The organism is Nostoc sp. MG11, from assembly GCF_014904695.1.
GTDB lineage: Bacteria > Cyanobacteriota > Cyanobacteriia > Cyanobacteriales > Nostocaceae > Komarekiella.
Window position 1 is genome coordinate 1 of the sequence record NZ_JACXXN010000008.1, and the last position, 26,142, is coordinate 26,142.

Genomic DNA, 26,142 nt, shown 5'->3' on the forward strand with positions numbered 1-26,142 from the left:
CTGATTCCTTCCCGAACTCAGAGGTGAAACGCTGCTGCGGCCACGATAGTTTAGGGGTTGCCCTACGCAAAAATAGCTCGATGCCAGGTTTATTATTGAAATAACAAAGAGCTTCTCTGTGATATTCAGGGAGGTTTTTTGTTTGTGGCAATTTTTAAGTCACAGCATCAGTTTCAACTTCAACTCTTATAAATTTTGTTTTTTATTTTTATGTTTCTATGTCTCTAGGAAGAAACAACTGATATTTGCTGTAGGTGGTCTACCCAGTTTATTAGTTTTGACTTTGATACACTGTCGAGAAGAGGTATAACCTGTTCCCGTTCACTTCCATTGGCTGGTGTGGTGCAGTTTGCTAATGGCATACCATTACCGTCAGTGAGCGTGTGTATCAAAATCCCTTTACCTTTATGACCTATCCAACATCTTCACCGCCACCTTTGCAGGGGAACAAGACCCGTCTACCGCGCCGTAACTCGAGTCGATTAATCCTCTTTCTTCTGCAATACCCAATATTCGTGCTTATAACTTTTCTAACGTTCCATCACTCTCCTAACGCTTTAGCCACCTGTGCGCTGAACTTTTTGATGCCCAGTTTTCTCCCCTGGGAACATCACACCAACGACATCCTGTTATCAGTATATACAGCAAGCTGTTAAGCACATGACGAAACGCAGCGTGTAGCATTCCGCGTTAGCGAAGCTTATCGAAGGTATCGCGCTTTTCTGGTTGTTTAGGGAATATATCTTCAAACAACCTCCATTCTAAGTCCGTTAATCTTTCAAACCGCCCAGCCATACTGTGATACACCCTTATGTTTTGAAAAGCAAATTGTCACATTTCTGGTATTAGTGGGATAGACTCATATTGGTGTGGGGATGAAAGTCGTGTGGGATTAAAAACAGAACCAGGAAGACTAATTACGCTACGTGGTATCAAGCCTATTAGCATAATACAATGGATGCATAGAAAATTTCTATTTATATGGTTTGGTAGAACCACTAACTGGATTTTATTAATTGCTATTGCCTATACTTCTGCTGTGTTAGCTGGTCGTAAATCCCATCAGATGGGTTTAGAAAAATATGTTGGTGCCTGAAAGAATTAAACAGAGAAAGAGACTATATATCCCTACCTTCGGCTGTAAACTACTTTTACAGCGTTTCAAGAGGCAAGACAAGCATTGAAGAAATTATTAAGATTATCAATAATTATTGATAGTTGCACTGAACGCATCGGTCGATTTACTAGTTGGCTGGTGTTAGTAATGGTGATACTTGGTGTGTGGAATGTTGTAGGACGGACGATATCTTGGGCGGATTAGTGGTAACAATTTCACTTCTAATGCTTACATAGAAGCTCAATGGTATATTTTTGATTTAGTTTTCTTGTTGGGAGCAGCTTACACCCTCAAGCATAACGAACACGTCCGTGTTGATATTTTTTACAGTAATTGGTTGCGTCAGCGCCAGGCCCTTGCAGACTTGGTAGGAACGATATTTTTCCTGATTCCATTCTGTATCATAGTGATTATCTTTTCTTGGGATGCGATCGCCGCTTCGTGGCAAATTCGTGAAGCATCATCTGATCCTGGTGGTTTGCCTCGTTATCCTATTAAAGCCATGATCATCATTGGCTTTGTCTTATTAATTTTCCAAGGAATTTCTGAAGCGATCAAAAACTTAGCAATTCTCTTACGAGTAGCGTCTCGTAGAGAAGGCAGATTAGAACCCCAGGAGGAACATGATGACACTAGCTTATGAATGGCTGGGGCCATTAATGTTTGCGGGTGCGTTGGTGTTGCTGTCATTGGGATATCCAGTAGCCTTTTCATTAGGTGGTGTAGCGATCGCATTTGGAATCCTGGGGATTGGACTGGGTATATTTGATCCAGTATTTCTCACTGCTATGCCACAGCGGATTTTTGGCATTATGGCAAACTATACCCTGTTAGCGATCCCTTACTTCATCTTTATGGGGGCAATGCTGGAGAAATCCGGGATAGCAGAGAGGCTGTTAGAAACGATGGGGATTTTGTTTGGACGCTTGCGGGGTGGACTGGCTTTAGCTGTGGTCGCTGGTAGGTGCGTTGTTGGCAGCAACTACTGGTGTAGTAGCGGCGACAGTAGGTAGTGGCCATGGGTTTGATTTCCCTACCGATTATGTTGCGCTACAGCCATAACAAAGAATTAGCCACTGGTGTGATTGCTGCATCGGGAAGTTTGGGACAAATTATCCCGCCGAGTGTGGTGTTGGTGGTACTGGGCGATCAGTTGGGTGTATCGGTGGGTGATTTATTTCTCGGTTCAGTGATTCCCGGTTTGATGATGGCGATCGCTTTTGCTCTACATATGCTGATTGTGGCATTTTTGAAGCCAGATTTAGCACCAGCTTTGCCTGCCGAAGTACGAGAAATTGGTGGTAAAGCCTTGACAAGGCGGGTGATTCAGGTGATGATGCCGCCTTTGATATTGATTTTATTGATACTGGGTAGTATCTTTTTTGGCATTGCCACCCCGACAGAAGCAGGTGCAGTGGGTTGTGCTGGAGCGATCGCTCTTGCTGGTGCTAACCGTAAACTTACCTTAGAATCTTTGCGTCAAGTTTGTGATGCCACCTTGCGAATCACCAGCATGGTGATTTTTATCCTGTTTGGTTCCACAGCCTTTAGTTTAGTCTTCCGGGGATTGAATAGCGACAATTTATGTTTGATGTTCTTGCCAATCTTCCCGGTGGCAAAACTGGTTTTTTGGTTGTTAGCATGGCAGTGGTATTCATTCTCGGCTTTTTCATCGACTTTTTCGAGATCGCCTTTATTGTCATCCCTCTGTTTGTGCCAGTTGCACAGCAATTAGGCATTGACCTGATCTGGTACGGTGTAGTACTGGGAGCAAATTTGCAAACTTCTTTCCTGACGCCTCCCTTTGGTTTTGCCTTGTTTTACTTGCGTGGTGTTGCACCGTCGGAAGTCACCACAGCAGATATCTATCGTGGTGTAATACCGTTTATTCTATTACAACTATTAGTACTGGTATTAATTATTGTTTTCCCTGGTATTGTCAGTTTCTTACCTTCTTTGGCAGGTTGAAAATGTGGGAATGAGCGATCGCTAATGAATAAATTCTTTTAAGTTTCTATGTACGCAACCGGACAGATCAAACTTTGTCTGTATGTGTAACCTGGAGAAAGATGTAAATTTTAATTCTATTCACAAGAGTGGGCATTAAAATGATGCATTTGCTATTTCAGTGTTAGAACCATAAAAAGGCAAGATTAATCTATAGTTAATTTATCTTACTTGATAGACTACCTTGTCGATGATTGATAAGAACTCACAAGGTAATCTATGTTTGATAATCGGCGAAAAAGTTAATTTAAAACTTCCTTGTTTCCAAATAGATAAAATTTCAAAGCCACATAGTCCTAGTCAATAATCTTTGAATTCAAAAAGCTTTTATTTACCCCTTATTAAACTTAAAGTATTTCTTTGGTCTTACGCTAAATACACTAAAAGAAAGAAGTTATTACTTCTAAGAAAATCAATAATATATAAAACACTATTTGCAACCTGTGAAAATTAGACAGTTACCGTTATGTTTACTATTGATGAGTATGTGATACATCAGAAAACTGGGCAAGTAGGGAAAGTAGTTGGTTACGGACACGAAATCATCAATAACGTGTATACCGTAACGCTGAAGGTTCTGGTAACTGAAACTGCTAGTTCTTCAAAAAGAATATGCCTAGTGGAAGATAAAATTTCAGCGTGGAATCGGTGCTCTATAGCTTCAGATCCGCACTCAGTTGTCAACAACAAAGTCTAGTTCTAAAAGAAAATTTTAATGTTAATAAAACTAGCTTTTTTGACATTAAAGTTTATTGCTTTTGAAAGCATAAGTTTAGCAATTTGTTAAACCTCCTTGCCTTAAACCAAAGTTCAACTCTGTCTCTCTCCGGCTCGGAGAGGGACAATTTTCTTTAATAAAAAATGCTACTGCCGATAAAATAATTACAATATGTGGTAGTGTAAACGATCGCAGTTGAATGAGGATATAAATTATGCGATCGCAAAATTAACTTCTTGATTATCCAAATTACTGCTCAGGTGCTACTAGTTGTAACAAAATTTGCAAAGCTCAACTCATTAACGCGATTCCAGTTATACACACTCTGCCGAAACGCTTTCCATTGTTCATAAACTTGTTTAAAAGTTGCGTCTTTGTTGGCATTTTCATTGAATAGCTCAAAGGATATTTTTTGTGCTGCTTGCATAATCTCTGGGCTGTAGGGAGTAAGCTTAGTACCGCCAGCCAACAATCGCGAAAGTGCTTCCCCATTCAAAGCATCATATTCACTGAGCATATTCAAATTAGTCTCTAAAGTCGCTGTCTTAAAAAATTTCCTGGTATTCTTTGGGCAGCCGTTTCCAAGCATTCAAGTTAACTAACACATCTAGAGTTGGCCCTGGTTCCCACCAGCCAGGAAATAGTAGAATTGCGCGGCTTTATTTAGACCGAGTTTCTCGTCATCGTAAGGGCCTACTCACTCGGCTGCATCAATTGCTCCCCGGTCAAGTGCTAAATAAACTTCGCCTCCAGGTAATACTTGCACATTCACCCCCAAACGGGACATCACTTCTCCACCCAATCCGGGAATTCGCATTTTCAACCTTTTGAGGTCAGAAAGAGACTTGATTTCTTTTTTGAACCATCCCCCCATCTGTGCGTCAGTACTGCCGGCAGGAAAATTAATCACGTTGAAGTTAGTATAAATTTTCTGTATAGCTGCTAATCCACCACCATGATAAAGCCAAGCATTTTGCTGTTGGGCATTTAAACCAAAAGGTACGGAGGTGGCGAAAGCTAAGGCCGGATTTTTGCCGATGTAATAGTAGCTGGATGTGTGACCACATTCAACAGTCCCGGCTTGCACAGCATCGAGTACTTGCAATCCTGGTACCAACTCCCCAGCAGCAAATGGCGTAATCTTGAAACGTCCGTTAGTCATTTCCTCAACCCGCTTAGCAATTGTATTCGCACCGATAAAAGTGCCCAAAGACTTGGGCCAGCTGGTCGCCATCCGTCAACAGATATTTGGCAGTCCAGCTTGAACATTAGGAGATGTACTAGTTCGAGTACAAGAAACTAGGGTAGCAGCAGTTGCCGTGGCGATCGCAGCTGTGTTGAGAACCTCTCGGCGTTTCATCATTATTAATTATTTAAAGTAGTTAGGATTTTAAGCTAATACTGCTCCTAACAACACCTTGTAAACTTGATAGAAATTAGTTAACGAGGATAGATGTCATCTAGGCGAAGTCGGAGACGCGACAAAAAGAGTAATGGGTAACGGATATTGAAAATTATCCATCACCCATTATTAAAAGACTATTAACCAACTAATTAGCTTAATTTTTAATTCAAGTTTCGCTTTTTTGTTAACGCCAATGTTTGGGTACTTGAAGATTTTCTGGCAAAATAGTTGTGCGATCGCCAATTGCCAATTCAATCTGCTCTAATTCTAAATGTTCAGATCTGCTCAAGTTTGCTCCTGACAGGTTCGCTTTTTGCAAGAATGCTTCTAGTAGGTTAGTTCCAGTCAGGTTTGCCTCTTGTAGTTTCGCCTCATACAGGTTTGCTTCTTGTAAGTTGGCTTCTTGCAGATTGGCTGTACTGAGTAAGACATTTTCTAGGTTCGCTCCAATCAGTTTTGCCTTTTGCAAGTTACTTCCAATCAAGTTTGCTTCTTGGAGATTGCTACCCTCAAAATTTACTCCGCAGAGGTTAGCATCACAAAGAATTGCTCCTTCTAAATTGGCATTATAAAGAATTGCTCCTTCCAAATTGGCATCATAAAGAGTTGCTCCTTCTAAGTTGGCATCATTGAGGATGGCCTTAGAGAGGTTAGCTTTTCTAAGGATTACTCCTTGCAGATTTGCTTCTGGAAGAATTGCTTTTTGTAGGTTGGCTTCATAGAGAATAGACCCACAAAGATCAACTTCAGATAAGTCTGCCTCAGAGAGGTCTGCTCGTATTAAGTTGACCCATTGTAAGTTAGCTCCTATCAGGATTGCCTTAGAGAGGTTGGCATCCATTAGGTCTGCACCAGTGAGGTCTGTATTACGTAAATCTAGTTTCTGATTTATGGGATCATTTTGTGAATCGCGTCGTCCAATAACAGTCAGCGCTGTTTGAATATCTGTGGGAAGTTTTGATGATTCCTGCGACTCAACCTCGTCTTCATCTTCTTGTCTGACTGGGGCATTCTCTCGGATAAAAGCAGCGAGTATTTCTATAATTGTCCAATGGTCTTTGGGGGAATCTTTAGCGATTCTTTCTAAGGCATAAATAGCGGCGAATCGCGTTTCAATCTTTTCATTCCCCAACTGTTCAATTGCTTTAGAAAATCGCTCTGGAGCAAATTCTTCTAGATTTGGTTGTTTGTAGTTGACGCCTATTGCAATATTTTTATCCCAACCTAGCACCCCATTCAGGTGTTTCGTGAATACACTCTGATCCATGCCCAGAGAGAGTCTAGAGGTAAAGTAAGCATTAATGCTAACGGCTAATCCTCCAAATATTATGGCAATAATTGTTAATAGTTGAGTGACATATTCTATCTTTTGCTGATTTGATACTCCTTGGATATCTGAAAACAATGAGTAAGTTAAAGTTAATGGAAAAATAAATATAACTGAAATAATTAGCAACAAACTTGTGATTTCATTGGTCTTGATCAAGGACATGTGATGAGTCCTCATATCTGACTCCTTAAGTAAGTTAATTTAGGTTTATCCTATGAGGTTAATTCGATATTTGATACCGTACAAACACTGATAAAATCACCCATAAAAAATCTGTTGCATAAATAATTATCTATTGATTCTGAGAAATTATTTCTATAAACAATATGAATTAGACAAGTTCGCAGAGTTAAAAAGCCTTTGATAGCAAATGTGGTAACTAGAAGTAGCAGAACTATCTAAAAAAAGTCTACAAGGTAAGGACTTTAGGAAGTACGGGTATTTCAACCAGTTTGGATATTAAAAAATGTTGAATTAAATACATAGCCTTTCTCGTTTGCCAGCATCACTCAGTGGGCGTACAAAAATGTTGCATCTCTATGAAGAATCTATGTTCCACGCAGTTTAAAACGGTGAGAAGATTTGTATAACTGATCACAAAATACCAGCAATAAATCTTAACAATTACTAGTTACCTAGATTGAAAAGTCGATGAGGTTTAAGTAATTAGCCAGATTAGTGCCAATGTGTTGGAGCTTCAAGATAATCTGGTAGGAAATCAGGCATATTATGAATATTTTTCATCTCGATAACAATTCTGGAGATTTTTGGTAGAAAGTATAGGATTTTGTGAAAACGGTAGAATGCGCCCAAGTAACTAATTGATGCTCAGGTAACTTAACTAGATTGCCGCCAATGTGTTGGTGGTTCCATGTAATCAGGTAGGCGAGTTGTGCGATCGCCAAGTGCCATTGTAATCTGGTGTAATTCTAAGTTTTTAGCTCCTGTCAAAACTGCCCCTTCAAGTTTGACATCCCCAAGGTTTGCACCAGAAAGGTTAGCTCCCATGAGGTTTGAGCGTGTTAGGTTGGCTTGATAGAGGTTTGCCCTCTGGAGATTGGCTCCGATGAAGTTGGCCTGATATAGATCAGCTTCAGTTAGGCTGGCTTCCGAGAGGTTAGCAAAATAGACATCTGTTTGCTTAAGTTTGGCTGCATTCAGATTTGCCCCTGAAAGGTCAGCTCCATTCAGGTTTGCTCCATTCAGGTTTGCTCCAATTAAACCTGTTAGATGCAAGTTGGCTTTACCAAGCTTTGCTCCTTGCAAGTTAGCTAAGAATAGCTTCGCCCCAGAGAGGTTAGCGATTTTCAAAGTTGCTTGTTGCAAGTTAGCTTTATAAAGGTTTGCCCCTTGCAAGTTGGCTGCACGCAGACTTGCTGCTTGCAAGTTGGCTGAACGCAGGTTTGCGCCAGAGAAATCGGTGCGATTGAGATTTGCCCTTTGTAGGTTTGCTCCAATTAGACTGGCTTTTCGCAATTTGGCTTCGTAGAGAATAGACCCAACGAATTTAGCGCCATCAAGGTTTGCTTCAGATAAATCAGCTCCACGCATGTCGGCTGCACTCAGGTCAGAGCCGCGTAAGTCTGCTTGTTGGAAGTTGACTCCTAATAAATCTGCTCGCCTAATGTCTGTATTACGTAAATCAAGTTTCTGATCTTTGGGATCTTCGAGTGAATTACGCCGTCCGATGACAGCTAAGGCTGCTTGAATATCAGTGCGAAGTTTTGGTAATTCTTCATGAAGATTCTGATCTGAATATGGTCTAGGACGTGGCCCACCTCTACGCCTACTTGTGTAGACTGCTGGCGAGTATTCTAGCTGTTGTTGGATCTCCATTGACTGGGTTGATGCATTCTCTCGCACAAAGGCAGTCAGGATTTCCATGATTGTCCAGTGTTCTTTAGGAAAATCCTGAGCAACTCGTTCTAATGCATAAATTGCACCTGTTCGAGTTTCGATTTTCTCATGTCCAAGCTGTGCGATCGCCGCCATAAAACGCTCTGCAACCAGCCTATCTTGATTGAGTTTGGCATTTTGAATGCCAATTTCCAGGTTTTTTTCGGTTGCGATCGCATTTTTATGCATGGATTGGGCACGCTTTGCCGCATAGTAAGCATTAAACATTACTGCCGATGCCAGGAAAACTATTGCAGTAGTTGTTAATGCTTGGTTTCTGTACTGTATTTTTTCCTGTACTGACAATTCCTTAATACTGGACAATGCGAAGAAAATTACAGTCAATGAGAGGGCAAATATAACTGTTATGGCTATTAACCAATTCAACAGAGCGTCTGTCTTATTAGCAGACATGGCAGAAATATTCCTCACAATCCAGAATTATTACTTAGATGTTAGGGTAAAACAGTATATCATTTAGCTGATAATTTTACTACGTCTCAAAAGACTTATTTAAATTTAAGATGGCATCTAATCTACTAGTAGCTTGATATTATTTTTAGTATCTCAATACCTTTCGGCTAAAGGTAAAAGACTGAGATTACCCCTTACCCTTTACCCTTTACCCAGACCACAAAGGAGATAAGAAGTGTTTATGAAGGAAAATATTATTTAGTATCTTACTCAGAGAATTTGGCTTCTCTAAGGTTTGCGCCATTGAATATGGCATTATCAATAATTGCTCCATGCAGGCTAGCTAGATATAAGTTTGCTTGATAAAGATTTGCCCCAGAGAGGTTTGCTTTTTCTAGGTTAGCTGCACTAAGGATTGCTCCCTCTAAATTGGCTCCACAAAGGTTAGCTTCACAAAGGTTAGCTGCGCTAAGGATTGCTCCCTTTAAATTTGCTCCAGAAAGGTTAGCCCCAGAAAGATTAGCTAGGTAAAGATTTGTATCTTCTAGATTAGCGCTATTCAGATTAGCTCCCCTCATGTCAGTATGACTCAAATCAAGTTGCTCATCTTTAGGGTCTTTTTTTGCATCTCTTCTACCAATAACTGTAAGAGCTGCTTGAATATCTGTAGGAACTTTTACTAATGGGTTGCTTATTAATTCTAATTGGATCATGTAAGGAGAATTTTCTCTCACAAAAGTAGTAAGAGTGTCTATGATCAACCAATGGTATTGTGGATGCTTTTGAGCAATTTGTTCTAAATCATGAACTACAGCCAGGCTGGTTTCTATAGTATTATTCCCCAACTGTTCAATTGCTATTTTTAAGCGTTTTTTCGGGGATTGATATTGAGTATTTTTAACCTTTTCCTGAGCAGCAACTATCTTAAGGAATAGTTTTGATAATAGATTGTCATCCTTAAGTAAAATACTTTTCATAAGACAATAAGCATTAATAATTACTGTCAACATATTTACGGTTTTTTAATATAGCGGTGTATGCTATTGTTCCATACAAGATGGATTTATGAACATTAGTAAATATAGCTAATAATGCAACAAATAAAAGAGAAAAATAACTTTTGTTAAGTAGACATAGATAATGCGCGATCGCTAAGCTCATCAGTTATGAGTTGTATTAACTACTCTTCATTCTTCATCGACAAATGAGGCTGATCATGAAAATTTTTATTTATATTTAATTACTGAACTGTATTGAAAATATCCTTGTATCCTGGATTGCAAGCACTAACTCATGAATTCTCTTGTCAAAACCCTGATTAGTATCCATATTTTTTCAATCTTCTGCTTCGTTGTTATCCCGCCTCAGAATCAGTTTTGAATGTCCAGATGCAACAAAATTTACAGCCGATAGTTAAGAACCTAGTGCTGATTGGTGGTGGTCATAGCCATGCCATTGTCCTGAAAATGTTTGGCATGAAACCATTACCTGGAGTACGTTTAACTTTGATTACTGCAACATTAGATACAGCCTACTCTGGAATGTTACCAGGACACATTGCCGGATTTTACAGTCATGATGAATGTCATATAGACTTACAATCCTTAGCAAACTTTGCTCAAGCAGAGTTGTATATTGATACAGTAATAGGTCTTGATTTAAAAAATAACAAAGTTGTTTGTGCTAACAGACCGGCTGTAGATTTTGATGTGTTGTCCATTGATATTGGCAGTATTCCGGCCACAATATCTGTAGAAGGTGCAGCAGAATATGCAATTGCGGCTAAGCCAGTAACGCAACTACTAGAACATTGGGATAAGTTAGTTGAAACTGTCAGTAAAAATCCCCAAGAATCAATTAGTATTGCAATTGTGGGTGGAGGCGCTGGCGGTGTGGAATTGGCGCTATCAATACGAGCTAGATTACATGGGATTTTGGCTCAAACGCAACAATCAAGGTCAAATTTAGAAATTCATTTATTTCAGCGTGGCACAGAATTGATGCCGAAATATCATCAATCAGTACGACATCAAATTCAACAAATTTTAATCGAAAAAGGTATTAAGCTGCATCTTGGGGAAACTGTGTGTAAAGTTACACCAAAAAACCTCACCCCTAACTCTTCTTTGCAAATGGAGAGGAGAAATGGAGAAGTATTTGAGGTTGAGTGTGAATCTGGGTTGACGGTAGAGTGCAATCAAATTTTTTGGGTAACACAAGCATCAGCACCCGAATGGTTAAAAACATCTGGACTCAGAACTGATAAGCAAGGCTTTATTTTGGTCGAGGACACCTTACAATCTCAAACGCATCCACACATATTTGCTGCTGGTGACATAGCCACAATGGTAAATCATCCCCGTCCAAAAGCTGGGGTGTTTGCTGTCCGACAAGGTAAGCCTTTATTTGAGAACTTGCAACGGATTTTATTAGCCCAGTCACTTAAACCCTATAAACCACAGAAAGAATATTTGAGCTTAATTGGTACAGGAGATAAACGAGCGATCGCAACAAAGGGTACTTTTAATTTACCACCCCACAAACTATTGTGGTGTTGGAAAGATTGGATTGACCGTCGCTTCATGAAACGCTTCAGCAACTTACCACAGAGAAAACCAAAGAACCACTCTAGCGCTAGTTACAATAATTTGTGTTGACAAACACTTTGAAATTTTGTCTTTGCATGGTCAAATAAAAATGATTTAATAAAATTCTTGCAAAACGTGTATTGTTACCTCCACTATTAGCTTTTCAAGATGTCTAATCACTACATGACTATTTACCGATGAAAGACTCTATTGCTCGTACAACAGCATTATTATCTACTTGCGCTGTGTTGCTTACAGCCTGTGGTGGCGGTACTCAAACGAGTTCAGCAGGTAATACCGCTAATAATACTACAAATAACACCACAGCCACAACAAGTACATCCAGTGTTGTTCCCATTGGTATTGCCGTTGCCCAAACTAGCAACGTCGCATTATTAGGTCAAGAGCAAGTTGCTGGAGCCAAAATTGCTGAGAAGTATTTTAATGATAAAGGTGGTATCAACGGTACTCCAATTAAACTGGTTTTTCAAGATACAAGTGGTGATGAAGCAGGAGCAATTAACGCTTTCCAAACTTTAATTAATAAAGATAAAGTTATTGGTATTGTAGGCCCAACTTTATCACAGCAAGCTTTTAGCGCTGACCCTGTTGCTGAACGTGCAAAAGTACCAGTAATTGGCCCATCAAATACTGCTAAAAATATTCCAGAAATTGGTGATTACGTTGCTCGTGTTTCTGCACCAGTTTCTATTGTTGCTCCTAATTCAGTCAAAGCCGCGCTGAAGCAGAACCCACAAATTAAACAAGTTGCTGTTTTTTACGCTCAAAATGATGCGTTTAGCAAGTCAGAAACGGAGATTTTCCAGCAAACAGTTAAAAATCAAAAGCTGCAATTAGTGACAGTACAAAAGTTCCAAACTAGTGACACAGACTTTCAAAGCCAAGCTACTAATGCTATTAACGCAAAACCAGATTTAATCATTATTTCTGGCTTAGCGGCTGATGGTGGTAACTTAGTGCGACAACTGCGAGAACTAGGTTATACAGGTTTAATCGTTGGCGGTAATGGTATGAATACCTCAAATATATTGCCAGTTTGTAAAGCACTTTGTGATGGTGTATTGATTGCTCAAGCTTACAGTCCAGAGCATCCGGGTGATATTAATGCTACTTTTCGTAAAGCTTATTTTGACCAATATAAGAAAGAACCACCTCAATTCAGCGCCCAAGCTTTTGCTGCGGTACAAGTGTATGTAGAAGCTCTGAAAGCTATAGATACAAAGAGCAAAATCAATAAATTACCGTTACCAAAATTACGAACAGAATTGAATAAACAGATATTATCTGGAAAATACAACACACCACTAGGTGAAATTAGTTTTACACCAGTTGGAGAGGTAGTACAGAAAGATTTTTACGTAGCCCAAATCAAACTTGATAAAGATAAAATTCAGGGCAGATTCACATTCCTCAAATAGTTTTATATGACTATAAATCTGTTTTTGCAGCAATTATTGAATGGGTTATCCATCGGCAGTATCTACGCGATTTTTGCTTTAGGATATACCTTAGTTTACTCAATTTTGGGCATCATTAATTTAGCTCATGGTGCGATTTTTGCTCTGGGTGCATATTTCACTTATGCACTCATGGGTGGTAACTTTGGGTTTAACGGCTTGCTAGCTAATGCAGCTTTGCCTGTCAAATTACCATTTGCCATATCCTTGATTTTAGGAAGTACCTTAGCGGGATTTGTGGGAGTTGTAATGGAACGCATTGCCTTTCAACCTTTAAGGCGTCAAGGTTCTGACCCTTTGCTGACAGTAGTTTCTAGCTTGGGTGTGGCTGTGGTAATTGTGAACTTAATCCAGTATTTAGTAGGTGCAGAAAGTTATACATTTCCAGCCGATACTTACGGTAATTTGCCACCTGCTATTAACTTTGGTACGCCAGAAAATCCAATTCCCATTCGTAGCGTACAGGTGGTAATTTTTGCTGTATCTGTGGTGTTTGTGGCAATTATTACCTATTTTGTTAATCGTACTAAGTATGGTAAGGCAATGCAGGCGATCGCAGAAGACCCAACTACTGCTAGTTTATTAGGAATTAATACTGATCGCTTTATTATCCTAACATTTTTCATTAGCAGTTTTTTAGCAGGATTAGCTGGGACTTTAGTTGCCTCTAGTGTTAGTATTGCCGGGCCATATTTCGGTATTGCTTTCGGTTTGAGAGGTTTAGCAGTAATTGTCTTAGGTGGTTTAGGTAGTATTCCTGGTGCGGTGCTAGGAGGCTTAGTAATTGGATTAGCAGAGGCTTTCGTACCAAGCGAATACTCTGCCTTTAAAGATGCGGTAGCCTTTGGAATTTTGTTTATTATGCTATTAGTTAGACCCCAAGGTTTGCTAGGACGGCGGTTTATTCAGAAGGTTTAAGGAGACGCAGCGCTATGACAACATTCACAAAACAGAAACTAACTTTTGAGCAGTTTCTTGAACAGTGTCCAGAAGAAGGTTTATATGAACTTGTTGATGGAGAAACTGTAGAAGTCCGTTCAACCAGAAATCATGATGATGTCGCCAATTTTATCTTGTTTGTTTTCAACGATGAAATTAGACGCCTTAGCTTAAGCTATGTAGTTAATAACACAGCAGTATTTAAAACTATTACTGATAAAGGAATAGAGCAAGGACGAAAACCTGATGTAAGTGTCATAGATAAAGATGTATGGCGCTCAAATCGTTCTGCTTACTCTGCACTTGAAAAACCTATCCAATTAGCGATAGAAGTGACATCAACTAATTGGGAAGATGATTACATTGATAAATTGGATGAATATCAACGTTTAGGTATTACAGAATATTGGATTGTCAATTATTTGGCGATTGGCTTAAGAGAGTATTTAGGAAATCCAAAAGTTGCAGCAGTATTTGTATTTCTATTAGATGCTGAGGGAAAATACCAGCGTACACAGTTTGGAGGTTCAGAGCAGATTATATCCCGAACTTTTCCTGAACTGGCGTTGACAGCAGAGCAAATATTAACAGCTTAAGAGTTTATTAAAGCGTAAAATGGCTGATTTTTTTGCAACTTATGGTTCTTTAATTGTCTCTATGGTATTGGGGGCATTGCTTGGTTTATCTCTGTATTTGCCATTGATGACTGGGCAATTATCTTTAGCTAGCCCTGGATTTTACGCTGTTGGTGGGTATGTTGCTGCAATTTTATCTACTACTGTTTTTGCTACCCCTGCTGGTAATTTATTCCCCATTCCCCTGCTGTTATTAGAAATGGTGATTGCAGGTATAGTGTGTGGTTTCTTAGGTATAGCAGTAGGAATCCCAGTGCTGAGATTGCGGGGAATTTATTTAGCGATCGCCACCATTGCTTTTGTGGAGGTTTTGCGAGTAATATCATTAAACCTGGATATTACAGGCGGTGCGATCGGCATACCCAATATTCCTCAACCTTTCGACATTCAAATCAGCTATTTGTGGATTGCTTTACCATTACTTCTTATTAGTATGGTATTATTTTACCGCCTAGAACGCATTCGTGTAGGCAGGGCATTTATAGCTATTCGCGAAGATGAATTAGCTGCGGGCGCAATGGGGATTAATCCTACTTATTACAAAGTTTTGGCTTTTACTCTCGGAGCAATTCTAGCAGGGGTTGTAGGCGCAATTAGTGCCCACTTTCTCAACACTTGGAATGCTCGTCAAGGGACTTTTGATGCCAGTATTATATATTTAACTTTTGTATTGATTGGTGGTTCTAGAACTTTTTTAGGGTCGGTAGTAGGAGGCATGATATTTACCGCTTTGCCAGAAATTTTGCGAAACTTAGCTGATACAGGTGGATTACCTACTTGGTTAGCACAGTTTTTACGAGATGGAAGATTAATTATTTTTGGCTTACTGATAGTAACAGGCACAATTTTTTTCCCCCAAGGATTGGTGACTCCAGATATTTTTAAAAGACGCAAAACTAGAGATAGGCAAAGCAGCAAAAACCAAAATTGAATTATTCATAAACTAATATGCAAAATGTCGTACACCATCCCAGTAGCTAATAATAACACTGTTCTAGAAGCAAAAGCACTGACTCGCCGCTTTGGGGGTCTAGTTGCAGTCAATGATGTATCTTTTACAGTCAATAAACATGAAATTTTGGGACTTATTGGCCCTAATGGTGCAGGAAAAACAACCCTGTTTAATTTGATTACCGCTTTCATTCAACCTTCTAACGGTAAATTACTTTATTACGGTGCGGAATCTCAACTGCATCCTTATCAAGTTGCTGCTTTAGGTATCGCCCGTACCTTCCAAAATATCCGCTTGTTTGGAGAATTATCAGCGTTAGAAAATGTGATCATCGCCCGACATTTACATACAAAAAGTAGTATCCTAACAGGGCTATTAGGATTACCACCAGCACCAAGTGAAGAATCTAAAAGTAGACAGAAAGCTTTAGATTTATTAGATTTAATTGGCTTAAGCGATCGCGCCGAAGAAAAAGCCAGAAATTTTCCCTACGGTGATCAACGTCGCTTAGAAATTGCCCGCGCTTTAGCCCTAGAACCGCAAATCTTACTCCTTGATGAACCTGCTGCGGGTATGAACCCCAACGAAAAACAGCAACTCAGTGAATTTATCCGTAGCCTTCGCGATCGCTTCAATTTAACAATCATCCTCATCGAACACCATGTACCTTTAGTAATGGGTTTATGCGATCGCATTGCTGTATTAGACTTTGGGCAATTGATCGCTTTGGGTAAACCATCGATTGTAAGAAATGACCCAGCTGTAATTGAAGCTTATTTAGGAAATGAATAAACCCACTTTTTTATTAAGCAAATCATCGCAAAGAGAGACTCAAGATAGGTGCGGCGATCGCAACTCCAGCCTAAACTACAGATGTAATACCACTCTGATAGGAACCTTTTGTGAAAGCTAGATGGATAATCACAGCAGTTTCGGCAGCACTGTTTTTTGGCGGTAGCTTATTAACATCACTGCGCGATCCCTGGTTTCAGAACTTACAACGTCCCAACTGGTTGACTTTTGAATTCCTCATTCCATTCATCTGGATTTTCGTTTGGGCTTGTGCCACAATCTCAGCAATCATCGTGTGGGAAAGAAGCTCAAAACGCTCACATCCTTGGTACTTAATGGGTATCTATGCAGCGATCGCCCTGCTAACCTCAGTTTACAGCCCCATTGTAGTTGAATTTCGTAGCCTAACAGGAGGACTGATTGTTGGCGGCCTAGCAACAGTTTTGGTATACATCCTGGCTTTTCTGGTTAAGCCTATTTCTCAAAAAGCCTCCTGGCTGTTTTTGCCCTATGCTCTCTGGGGCCCTATCGGCACTTATCTGACTTGGCTATTAATTCAACTCAATCCGGGCGTATCTTAAGTAAAAAACTTGCATAATCAAATGTTATGGGTATATCTTCAGGCAGCTAAACCTAATGCTTGCAAGCCTTAACATCTATCGTTTGCCAGAGGAAGCAACGATTAGATTTTTCTATGCTTTTGGTGATTTAGCACCCATCATCTAATTCCCACTCTACAGAAACCGCTCTAGAAAAAGAGGAATATATGCAAGGTTTTCGAGTAGGTTCTATTTTCGGATTTGAAATCCGAATCGACTTGTCTTGGCTATTAATAGTCTTCCTCGTCCTATGGACTTTAAGTACAGGTTTATTTCCGGCCAACTATCCAGGGCTTTCCAGTGCCACCTATTTTGGCATGGGACTAGTAGCAACGCTGCTGTTTTTCGCCTCACTGCTTGCTCATGAGCTTTCTCACTCCTTTGTAGCTAGGAATAAAGGCATTCCTGTTGAGGGCATCACTCTATTTATCTTTGGTGGTGTCTCACGCACTCGCATGGAAGCCGAAAATCCCGGCGACGAGTTCCAGATTGCCATAATTGGGCCTCTCACCAGTGTGGTGCTTGCTGCTTTCTTTGGCTTGATTTGGTTTATAGGCAGAAATGCTGGATGGAGTGTTGTAGTTACTGGCGTCACTTCTTACCTCGCTTCTATTAATCTCATCCTCGCCATCTTCAACATGCTACCTGGATTTCCTTTAGATGGTGGTCGCGTCTTTCGCTCAATTCTCTGGAAGTATACTGGTAACAAAAAAAAGGCTACTCAAATCGCTTCTAATGGTGGTAAATGGTTGGCTTATTTACTAATTGCTCTTGGTTTCTGGGAATTATTTGGTTCTGCCCTATTGGGTGGACTTTGGTTGATTTTGATTGGTTGGTTCCTATACAATGCCGCAGAAGCTAGCTACGAAGAAATTTTGGTTCGTACAACTCTTGAAGGAGTAAAAGCACGGGAAATTATGACTCCCTACCCAGAAACGGTAAATGCTGACCTAACGCTACAAGATTTAGTAGATAAATATTTTCTCAGTCGTCGCTATCAGTCTTTTCCAGTGACTCAAGATAGCCATCCTATAGGGATTATTACCTTAAATCAGGTCAAAGATGTCCCGCGAGAAGAATGGGTATATCGTACCGTGAAAGACACGATGATTCCCACAGACAAAGAAGTTACTGCCCGTCCAGAAGAAGAAATGTCTCAGGTATTAGAAAAAATGCAAGAGTCAGGAGTTCGTCGCGTGCTAGTGACTCAAAATAGTTCACTCAAAGGCATCATCACCGCCAATGATGTAGCAAGTTGGTTACAGCGACAGCGAGACTTAGGCAGACAGATGGGATAAATAGATGGACAAAATTATCACCTTGTTGTGTACAAACCTGACCATGCTGAAATACCGCGACAAACAATTTTATGCTGCTTGCAACTAAGTAGATATCATTAAATGTAAAATAAAACTTTTGTTAGTAGTGAGCGATTTATCGCTCTATGTCAAGTTTTGAAATGCTGGAGCCGCTTCATACAAGCTAAATTTTTATACTTAGCAGACTTGCAATCAGCTTAATAACTACTATTTTCTTAAAACAGATTTTTTGAAGTGAATTTGCTCTTAGTAGGTGAGTACTCAGAGCAATTCATTGCTTCTTCAGTCAGAACAATCGAAGGGTTGACTGCACACTTGAGATAATGATTGTTTGAATAAAATTTACAGTTTTTACAAGGAACTTTATCTAAGCCCTTGATAGTAAAAACCATTTTGTTGTCTAAAAATGTCCTGATTTTTCGCAAAGCAATAAAAAAAATTACCCAACCAAAAATAAAACCAAGAGGAGACAAAGATATTACTACATCGTGGATAGTTAATTCATTCGGTTGTGTTTGCTCCCTTTTGACTTCATTCTGGCTTAATTGATGCAAATTTCTCTGGTTTATTACATTTCTTTTTAGGGTTTGATCAACATACATATTATTTACCTTTGGTTATACATTTTTGTCGCTTTAATTTTGGTTTGGTCAAGAAAATAAGTGGTAATTTTGGAAAATAAATATATAACATATTAATAATTTCCCATAATTACAATTTTGCACAGAATCTAATTTTTTCGTTTATAATCTTTAGGTACTTTCCAAGCAACTAAACTTAGCAAAATATTCACAGTGCTAGATTTTACTTTATCTCATTCCAAATTATAAAATCACCATGTCATAGATATACATATTAAGAAAGATGGGTAATTTAAGTATGTCGATAGATTAAGTGTATTAGACTGTCTTTTAATTTACTCAAAGACACTAGAGTAAATTTTCGGAGGTTGATATTCACAAGCTTTTAATTATAGGTTTAGCAAAATAAAACTTTAGGCATATCTGCCAAGAGTTTTGCTTAGTTAGTTACAGATATATATCTAAGGGAATAGATTATAATATACGAGATTATTGGCTAAATTATGTTAAAATATATAAGCATTTTCAGATTAATTGATGCTTATTAAGTAGCTAGGCGTAAAAAAATTAAAGTTTGTAGTAAGGACTTTAGTCCTAATCATCCTTGTTTTGAGCGATGAATCGCTTACTACGAACTAAGATGTTTTTATATTTAATTATACCTACCTATTTAACCAAATATATGTCACTTTTCAATCATATTTATTATCTAAGCTGAATCTAAAGTTAAAGTATCATTGAACTATCTAATCATATAGATAAATAGGTTGAGGAGTTATTATGTTTGGTATACTCCTGACTTTGTTAATTAACAGTATTAGCTTTTTGATTATTTCTAGATTAGATCTCTTGCAAAAGTCAAACAGTTAGGCATGTCATTCTGTTCGCGTAGCGTTCCCGCAGGGTAAGGAACGCAGTGGAGAGTACCCCTACGCAAAAGCCAAGCTACGCCTTGGTTCCGCTCAGAATGAATCTCACAGGTGTTTCGCTCCGCTCAACATGACATTTTAAGCATTTATGCAAGAGGTCTATTACTTTGGGAATTGAAATTGATAGTTTTGGATAAACGGCAATTTCTACTGCTGTTTTCGGCCTTTTAAATGCGATTTTGCTTTTCATACCCGCTTTTTTTGATCTACCTTCATTCTACTTAACACTGGATTTATTTTTCTTGATTATAAATCCAGGATTTTTTGCATTAACGACTTATTTAGTAGAGAATTTTCGTTTAAGATGAGGCTTAAACAATTACCTGTGACTGTTTTGGAAAAGCGTATGATCGCACTACGGCTAAGAGATTCTTCCTTCCGCTTTGCTCCACTCAGAATGACAAAGTATACCATTATCTAGCTTTTCAGAGATCCTCTGAGAGTCATAACACATAGTTATGTAAATAAAACGAGTAACAACTTAATTTTAAGCAAGATAGTTGATATTTATGTGTAAATTATATTTATGAACGCTTCCCCCTACTCATCTTCGCGTTTAATCAAAAATTTATCTCTGATTGAAAACTCACTCAATGGTTGATATGGCAATGGATTTTCAGCAGATAAAAATTTTCTTAGTTGATAACAGCCCAGAAGATTTACATTCTTTATCAGGTATCCTCCAACATCAAGGTTATCAGGTTCAAAAACTCATTTCGGGGCAGATGGCAATTAGCACTGTGCTAAATTTTCTCCCTGATTTGATTTTGCTTAATATGATCATGCCAGAAATGGATGGTTATGAAGTTTATCAACATTTAAAAGCTAACCAGAAAACTCAAGATATTCCGATAATTTTTCTGAACAATTTAGATGAAATAGCTAAACAAGTAAATATTTTTGAATTAGATACTGTTGAATATATTACTAAACCATTACAGGCTCAAGAAGTTTTACTACGCATACATAATCAACTCACTGTCCAAAAGTTGAAAAAACAGTTAAAAGAACAAAATGCCCAACTGCAAAGGGAGATTCAAGAGCGGCAAAGAGTTGCATTTGAGTTGAATACTCGCAACAAACAAATAGAATCAATTTTAACAGATATTAGCAGTTGCCAACTCGGCGAGGAAGCTCTGCAAAAACAACTTGACCGCAGCCATCTGCCCAGAGAAATTAATTATAAAATTCCATTGCTCAAAGATGGTACTACTCTTGATTTGATGGTGGCGATCGCCTTACGCAATCAAGAGGGTTTAGTTGGTAACATCACAGAACACCAACAGGTAGAACAAGCCCTACAACAAAGTACCATTAAGCTCCGCAACCATAACCTAGCGCTAACGCAATTGGCAAAAAAGCAGGTGCTTTATCAGGGCGACTTGAAAGCAGCTTTGAGTGAAATCACAGAAGCAGGTGCTAAAACTGTTGGAGTTGAGCGAGCCAGTATTTGGCTATATGACAAAAGAGGTATTAATCTCCAGTGCCTAGATCTATTTGAACAGAGTTGCAACCAACATAGCGAAGGATTTTATCTCTTAGCGGCAGACTATCCAGCGTATTTTCAAGCTTTACAGCAAGACCAACTAATCACCGTAGATGATGTATACACCGATCCCAGAACCAAAGAATTTTCTGAGTCTTATTTGACTCCATTAAGTATCATTTCTCTGCTCGATACTCCCATCAGAGTGGGGGGAAAGACTGTAGGAGTTTTGTGCCTGGAAGAGGTAGGTGTTACTCATCATTGGACGCTAGAAGACCAGAATTTTGCTCGTTCCTCAAGCAATTTAGTATCTTTGGTGCTGGAAGCATGCTCACACCAACGCGCAGAAGCAGCACGACGCGCTTCTGAAGAAAAATTAGCATCGGCTTTTAGATCATCTCCTGACCCGATTTCCCTGTCCACTTTCCCAGGAACATGCTACACCGAAGTTAACGATAGCTTCTGTCGGTTTTTTGGTTACTCTCGTGCTCAAGTCATCGGTCGCACCCATAAAGAATTGGATATTTGGGTAAATCGAGAGCAGTGTGCTGTGCTGACCCAAATCCTCCAACAGACCAAAGCCATTCGCAACCATGAGGTTGATTTTCGCACCTCCAATGGAGAGATCAAAACAACGCTGCTGAGTGCAGAAATGATCGAGATTGATGGGCAACAATATGTACTAGGTACAGCTAAAGACATCACTGAGCGCAAGCAGGCTGAAAATGAAAGCCGTTTACTGCTGTTGACAACCCAAGCCATTACTCGCGCCATAGATCTAAACAGTGCTTTAACCCTAGTCTTGCGGTTAATTTGTCATACCATCAGCTGGGATTTTGGCGAAGCATGGATACCTAGTGCAGATGGCACTGTTTTAGAACATAGTTTGGGTTGGTACGGTGAACAAGATAGTTTAGAAGAATTTTGCCGCCAAAGCCAAAATGTCAAATTTCCTCCAGGGGTGGGGCTACCAGGACGAGTTTGGCAGACTATGAAACCAGAATGGATAGAGGATGTTTCTCAAGTTACAAAGCCAACTTTTTTGCGATCGCCACAAGCCACAAAAGTAGGATTAAAAGCTGGTTTTGGCGTTCCCATACTGTCTGGGAACCAAGTATTGGCTATTTTGGTGTTTTTTAAACGCAGCTCAGTTCCAATAGATAAACGCTTGCTGATGTTAGTAGGTGCTGTTGCTGTCCAGTTAGGTGGGATGATTAAGCGCAAACAGGTAGAAGCCGCCCATAAACAAAGCGAAGAACGTTTGCATCTCGCCTTAGAAGCTAGCGATTTGGGGTTGTGGGATTGGAATATCCGCACTGGCAAAATCTATCGTGACTGGCGGTGGATAAAAATGCTGGGGTACGCAGAACATGAAGTTGAGGAAAATCAGCAAGCCTTTGAGCAACTGGTACATCCAGAAGACTGTCCCGCAGTCAATTCAGCCTTAAACGCCCATCTCCAAGGTGCTAGCCCCATTTATGAAGTGGAATTTCGGATGCGCTGCTCCTCTGGTGAGTGGAAGTGGATTCAGTCTCGCGGTCAGATTTTTGAACGCGATGATCGGGGTAAGCCTTTGCGAATGACAGGTACACACAAAGACATCACCGATCGCAAAACCCTAGAACGAGAACTGGCGCTAAGAGAGGCCCGCCTCAATGCCTTTTTCAGCAGTGCTCCTGTGCGTATGAACATTTTAGATAATCAACTGCGGTTTGTGCAGATCAACGAACTACTGGCGCAGATTAATGGAAAACCCCAAAAAGATCATATCGGCAAAACTATCCATGAAGTCTTACCCAACATTGCATCTTTAGTCGAACCAATCTATCAACAAGTTATGTTGACTGGTCAACCCATTCTCAATCGGCAATTGAGCGGCAAATCACCCAATCAACCGGATATTATCCGCCACTTCCTAATTTCTTATTTTCCGATTCCCGGTGAGGATAATCGCCCCTCTGGTGTGGGTACAGTGATGGTAGAAATTAGCGAACTGCAAGCAGCCTTGCGCGAACGTAAACGCGTCGAAAAAGAACTGCGCTTAGCCAACGAACGCCTACAATATCTGCTTACCTCTAGTGCTGTAGTCATTTATAGCTGCAAAACATCAGGAGATTTCGGCACTACTTTTATCAGTGAGAACATTAAGGCAATGGTTGGCTACGAAGCCCAGGAATTTCTCAATAATTCTAGTTTCTGGCTCCACCGCATTCACCCAGAAGATGTTGAACTTGTCTTAGGAAAATTATCGGAGCTTTATGAGCATGAGTACAGTTCCTACGAATATCGGTGGTTACACGCCGATGGAACTTATCACTGGTTCTACGACCAGGTGAGGTTAATCCGTGATGAAGTGGGTAATCCTATGGAGTGCGTTGGTTATTGGGCAGACATCAACGATCGCAAGCTGGCAGAATTAGCTTTACAGTCCAGTCAGCAGCGATATCAACTTTTAGCAGAAGCCTCACCAGTTTGCATATTCCACGCTGATCCTGATGGCAATTGCTTCTATTTGAATCAGCGCTGTACTGAAGTTATTGGACTTTCCGAAGCAGATTCTCTGGGAAAAGGTTGGGTAAATGCTATACATCCAGAAGACCGCGATCGCATACTTCAATCAGGATATGAAGCAGCAACAATCAGAAAAGCACCATTTAAATTTGAGCATCGCTTTTTGCATCCTGATGGCACAGTTGTCTGGGTAATTACTCAAGCTTTACCAGAAATTGGCGATGATCAGGAAATTAAAGGTTACATCGGTACAGTAACAGATATTACCGAGAGAAAACTGGCTGAAGAAGCTTTGCGTGAAAGTGCAGAACGAGAAAAAGCGATCGCCCAAGTAATTCAAAGGATGCGCCAGACCTTGGATTTAGAAACTATATTTGCTGCTACAACCCAAGAATTACGCCAAGTACTTAATTGCGATCGGGTCGTCGTTTATCGTTTCAATCCTTACTGGAGTGGGGAATTTGTCTCTGAGTCAGTGGGGAATGGTTGGATTTCTTTGATAGAAGAACACAACAATGACCCTAATCTCACAGAAGGTATTTTAGAAGATGGTTGTTGCGTAGCGAAAATTTTGAATAACGCAAATAACCAAGAGCAAAATTCTGACCTGCAAATAACCCAAAGTAGTATATTCACACAAGGTACAAGTTTCTGCTGTGTCCCAGACATTTACAAAGCTGGGTTTCATCCTTGTTACATCAATCTCTTAGAGCGCTTTCAGGCAAAAGCTTATATTATTGTCCCCATCTTATGTGGTAATCAACTTTGGGGTTTACTGGCAAGTTATCAAAATTCTGGTTCCCGCCAATGGAAACCAGGAGAAATCAACATCGTAGTTCAAATTGGCAATCAGTTGGGAGTTGCATTGCAACAAGCACAATTACTCGCAAAAACGCAAAGACAATCACAAGTATTACAAGAAACTGTTATAGCTGCTGATGCTGCTAACCGCGCCAAAAGCGAATTTCTTGCCAACATGAGCCACGAACTACGTACGCCACTCAATGCCATCCTCGGTTTTACCCAAGTGATGAGCCATGAGCATTCTCTATCCACAGAACATCAGCAAAACTTAGCAATCATCAATCGTGCTGGCGAACATCTGCTTAACTTAATCAACGACATTCTAGAAATGTCAAAAATCGAAGCTGGGAGAATAACATTGAATGTCAATAATTTTGACTTCATTCGCCTCTTAGAAAACCTCGAAGAGATGTTACACTTCCGTGCTAACTCCAAAGGATTACATTTAGTATTTGAATACACTTCAAACCTTCCTAGGTACATGCAAGCTGACGCAAGTAAACTACGTCAAGTCTTGCTCAATCTACTAGGAAATGCGATCAAATTTACCGAAACTGGAAGGGTAACATTGCGAGTGGAAATGAAAGAGCAAGGAGGACAACAGGAGAGGGAAGCAATTCAAGATTATTCTTCCACTCCTCCACTACCTCATCTCTTCTTCGAGATACAAGACACCGGCCCCGGTATTGCTCCCCAAGAAATTGACTTATTGTTTGAAGCTTTTGGGCAAACTGAAACCGGCAGAAAATCCCAACAGGGAACGGGACTGGGTTTAGCAATTAGCCGCAAATACGTGCAACTAATGGGAGGAGATATTATCGTCACCAGCACAGTAGGTGAGGGAAGTAAATTTACTTTTGATATTCCAATTAGTCTAGCTTTAGCTAGCGAAATTCAGACTCAACAAACTCAACGCCAAATTATTGGTTTAGCACCAGAGCAAAAAGAATATCGCATCTTGGTGGTTGATGATGTTACAGACAGTCGTTTATTCGTAGTTAAACTATTAACATCTATTGGCTTTGTAACCCAGGAAGCTGCAAATGGCATCGAAGCGATCGCTCTTTGGCAGAAATGGCAACCACACCTGATTTTAATGGATATGCGGATGCCTGTTATGGATGGCTACGAAGCCACAAAAATTATTAAATCTAGAGAAAAAGGAAATAGTGAAGAATTACAACGTGCCAATACCATCATTATTGCCTTAACTGCCAATGCTTTTGAAGAACAGCGAGAGGCAATGATGAAAGTAGGTTGTGATGATTTTATTAACAAGCCTTTCCGAGAAGAACAACTACTAGAAAAATTGAGCGAATATCTAGGTTTACAATATATTTATTCCCAAGATAGTCATCAAATATCTAATCCAAAGCCACAAGAAGAACCAATTTTGAATTCTACAGATTTAGTTCCTCTGTTATCTCAAATGTCATCTGAATGGCTAACAAAGATGTATAATGCCGCCGCCCAATGCAGCGATTATTTAATTTTAGAATTGATTAAGCAAATACCCTCAGAAAATACTGTATTGAACAACTATTTAATAGATTTAACTCATAACTTTCAGTTTGAGAAAATTATGGAGTTAACTAGAGCATCGATTCAGTAATCGCAAAAACCCGATTTCTTTTCGGTAAAA

At 39.7% G+C, this 26,142-nt stretch carries 15 protein-coding genes and 3 pseudogenes; 13 read left to right on the forward strand and 5 right to left on the reverse strand.

Annotated features, from left to right (window positions below):
- Positions 1–886: 886 nt before the first annotated feature.
- The 3 genes and pseudogenes from HCR01_RS40780 to HCR01_RS13935 all read left to right on the forward strand — a co-directional run bounded on the left by HCR01_RS40780 (position 887) and on the right by HCR01_RS13935 (position 3,085).
- A complete protein-coding gene (locus tag HCR01_RS40780) occupies positions 887–1,096 on the forward strand; it encodes a hypothetical protein (protein ID WP_193196997.1) in 210 nt (69 codons plus the stop codon).
- A gap of 84 nt (positions 1,097–1,180) precedes the next feature.
- Positions 1,181–1,760, forward strand: a pseudogene (locus tag HCR01_RS13930) (TRAP transporter small permease subunit).
- Positions 1,744–3,085, forward strand: a pseudogene (locus HCR01_RS13935) (TRAP transporter large permease). The pseudogenes HCR01_RS13930 and HCR01_RS13935 overlap by 17 nt, the downstream one beginning before the upstream one ends.
- A gap of 1,013 nt (positions 3,086–4,098) precedes the next feature.
- On the opposite strand, the pseudogene HCR01_RS13940 reads toward HCR01_RS13935, so the two are convergent.
- The 4 genes and pseudogenes from HCR01_RS13940 to HCR01_RS13955 form a co-directional block, all read right to left on the reverse strand.
- Positions 4,099–5,202, reverse strand: a pseudogene (locus HCR01_RS13940) (TRAP transporter substrate-binding protein).
- Between the two features lie 229 nt (positions 5,203–5,431).
- Entirely contained in the window at positions 5,432–6,739 is a 1,308-nt protein-coding gene (locus tag HCR01_RS13945) for a pentapeptide repeat-containing protein (protein ID WP_193196768.1), read from the reverse strand.
- A gap of 675 nt (positions 6,740–7,414) precedes the next feature.
- The gene (locus HCR01_RS13950; RefSeq protein WP_193196769.1) at positions 7,415–8,887 is read right to left on the reverse strand and encodes a pentapeptide repeat-containing protein; all 1,473 of its coding nucleotides are present in this window, start codon (positions 8,885–8,887) and stop codon (positions 7,415–7,417) included.
- 266 nt (positions 8,888–9,153) lie between these two features.
- Positions 9,154–9,897 (reverse strand): pentapeptide repeat-containing protein, encoded by a 744-nt coding sequence (locus HCR01_RS13955; protein ID WP_193196770.1) that lies wholly within the window; start codon positions 9,895–9,897, stop codon positions 9,154–9,156.
- Between the two features lie 378 nt (positions 9,898–10,275).
- Between HCR01_RS13955 and HCR01_RS13960 the strand changes: the two genes are divergently transcribed.
- The 8 genes from HCR01_RS13960 (at position 10,276) to HCR01_RS13995 (ending at position 18,168) form a co-directional block, all read left to right on the forward strand.
- Positions 10,276–11,544 carry an FAD-dependent oxidoreductase gene (locus tag HCR01_RS13960; protein WP_193196771.1) on the forward strand — a complete coding sequence of 423 codons (1,269 nt, stop codon included), beginning with the start codon at positions 10,276–10,278 and terminating at the stop codon, positions 11,542–11,544.
- A 128-nt stretch (positions 11,545–11,672) separates the two neighbouring features.
- The gene (locus HCR01_RS13965) at positions 11,673–12,914 is read left to right on the forward strand and encodes an ABC transporter substrate-binding protein (protein WP_193196772.1); all 1,242 of its coding nucleotides are present in this window, start codon (positions 11,673–11,675) and stop codon (positions 12,912–12,914) included.
- A 6-nt stretch (positions 12,915–12,920) separates the two neighbouring features.
- Entirely contained in the window at positions 12,921–13,871 is a 951-nt protein-coding gene (locus HCR01_RS13970; protein WP_193196773.1) for a branched-chain amino acid ABC transporter permease, read from the forward strand.
- A 14-nt stretch (positions 13,872–13,885) separates the two neighbouring features.
- Positions 13,886–14,488, forward strand: coding sequence for a Uma2 family endonuclease (locus HCR01_RS13975; RefSeq protein WP_193196774.1), 603 nt, complete (start codon positions 13,886–13,888; stop codon positions 14,486–14,488).
- Between the two features lie 19 nt (positions 14,489–14,507).
- Entirely contained in the window at positions 14,508–15,458 is a 951-nt protein-coding gene (locus HCR01_RS13980; RefSeq protein WP_193196775.1) for a branched-chain amino acid ABC transporter permease, read from the forward strand.
- A gap of 24 nt (positions 15,459–15,482) precedes the next feature.
- Positions 15,483–16,271: an ABC transporter ATP-binding protein gene (locus HCR01_RS13985; protein WP_193196776.1), complete on the forward strand. Its 789-nt coding sequence runs from the start codon at positions 15,483–15,485 to the stop codon at positions 16,269–16,271.
- Positions 16,272–16,381: 110 nt separating this feature from the next.
- Complete coding sequence (locus HCR01_RS13990; RefSeq protein ID WP_193196777.1) at positions 16,382–16,852, forward strand: TspO/MBR family protein; 471 nt, start codon at positions 16,382–16,384, stop codon at positions 16,850–16,852.
- Positions 16,853–17,037: 185 nt separating this feature from the next.
- Positions 17,038–18,168 (forward strand): site-2 protease family protein, encoded by a 1,131-nt coding sequence (locus HCR01_RS13995; protein WP_193196778.1) that lies wholly within the window; start codon positions 17,038–17,040, stop codon positions 18,166–18,168.
- A gap of 236 nt (positions 18,169–18,404) precedes the next feature.
- Here HCR01_RS13995 and HCR01_RS14000 read toward each other — a convergent pair whose 3' ends face one another.
- A complete protein-coding gene (locus tag HCR01_RS14000; protein ID WP_193196779.1) occupies positions 18,405–18,791 on the reverse strand; it encodes a hypothetical protein in 387 nt (128 codons plus the stop codon).
- A gap of 1,051 nt (positions 18,792–19,842) precedes the next feature.
- Here HCR01_RS14000 and HCR01_RS38645 point away from each other — a divergent pair.
- Entirely contained in the window at positions 19,843–20,007 is a 165-nt protein-coding gene (locus HCR01_RS38645; RefSeq protein ID WP_320073117.1) for a phage holin family protein, read from the forward strand.
- A gap of 285 nt (positions 20,008–20,292) precedes the next feature.
- On the forward strand, positions 20,293–26,112 hold the full coding sequence (locus tag HCR01_RS14010) for a PAS domain S-box protein (RefSeq protein ID WP_193196780.1): 5,820 nt from the start codon (positions 20,293–20,295) through the stop codon (positions 26,110–26,112).
- The last annotated feature ends 30 nt before the right edge of the window (positions 26,113–26,142 follow it).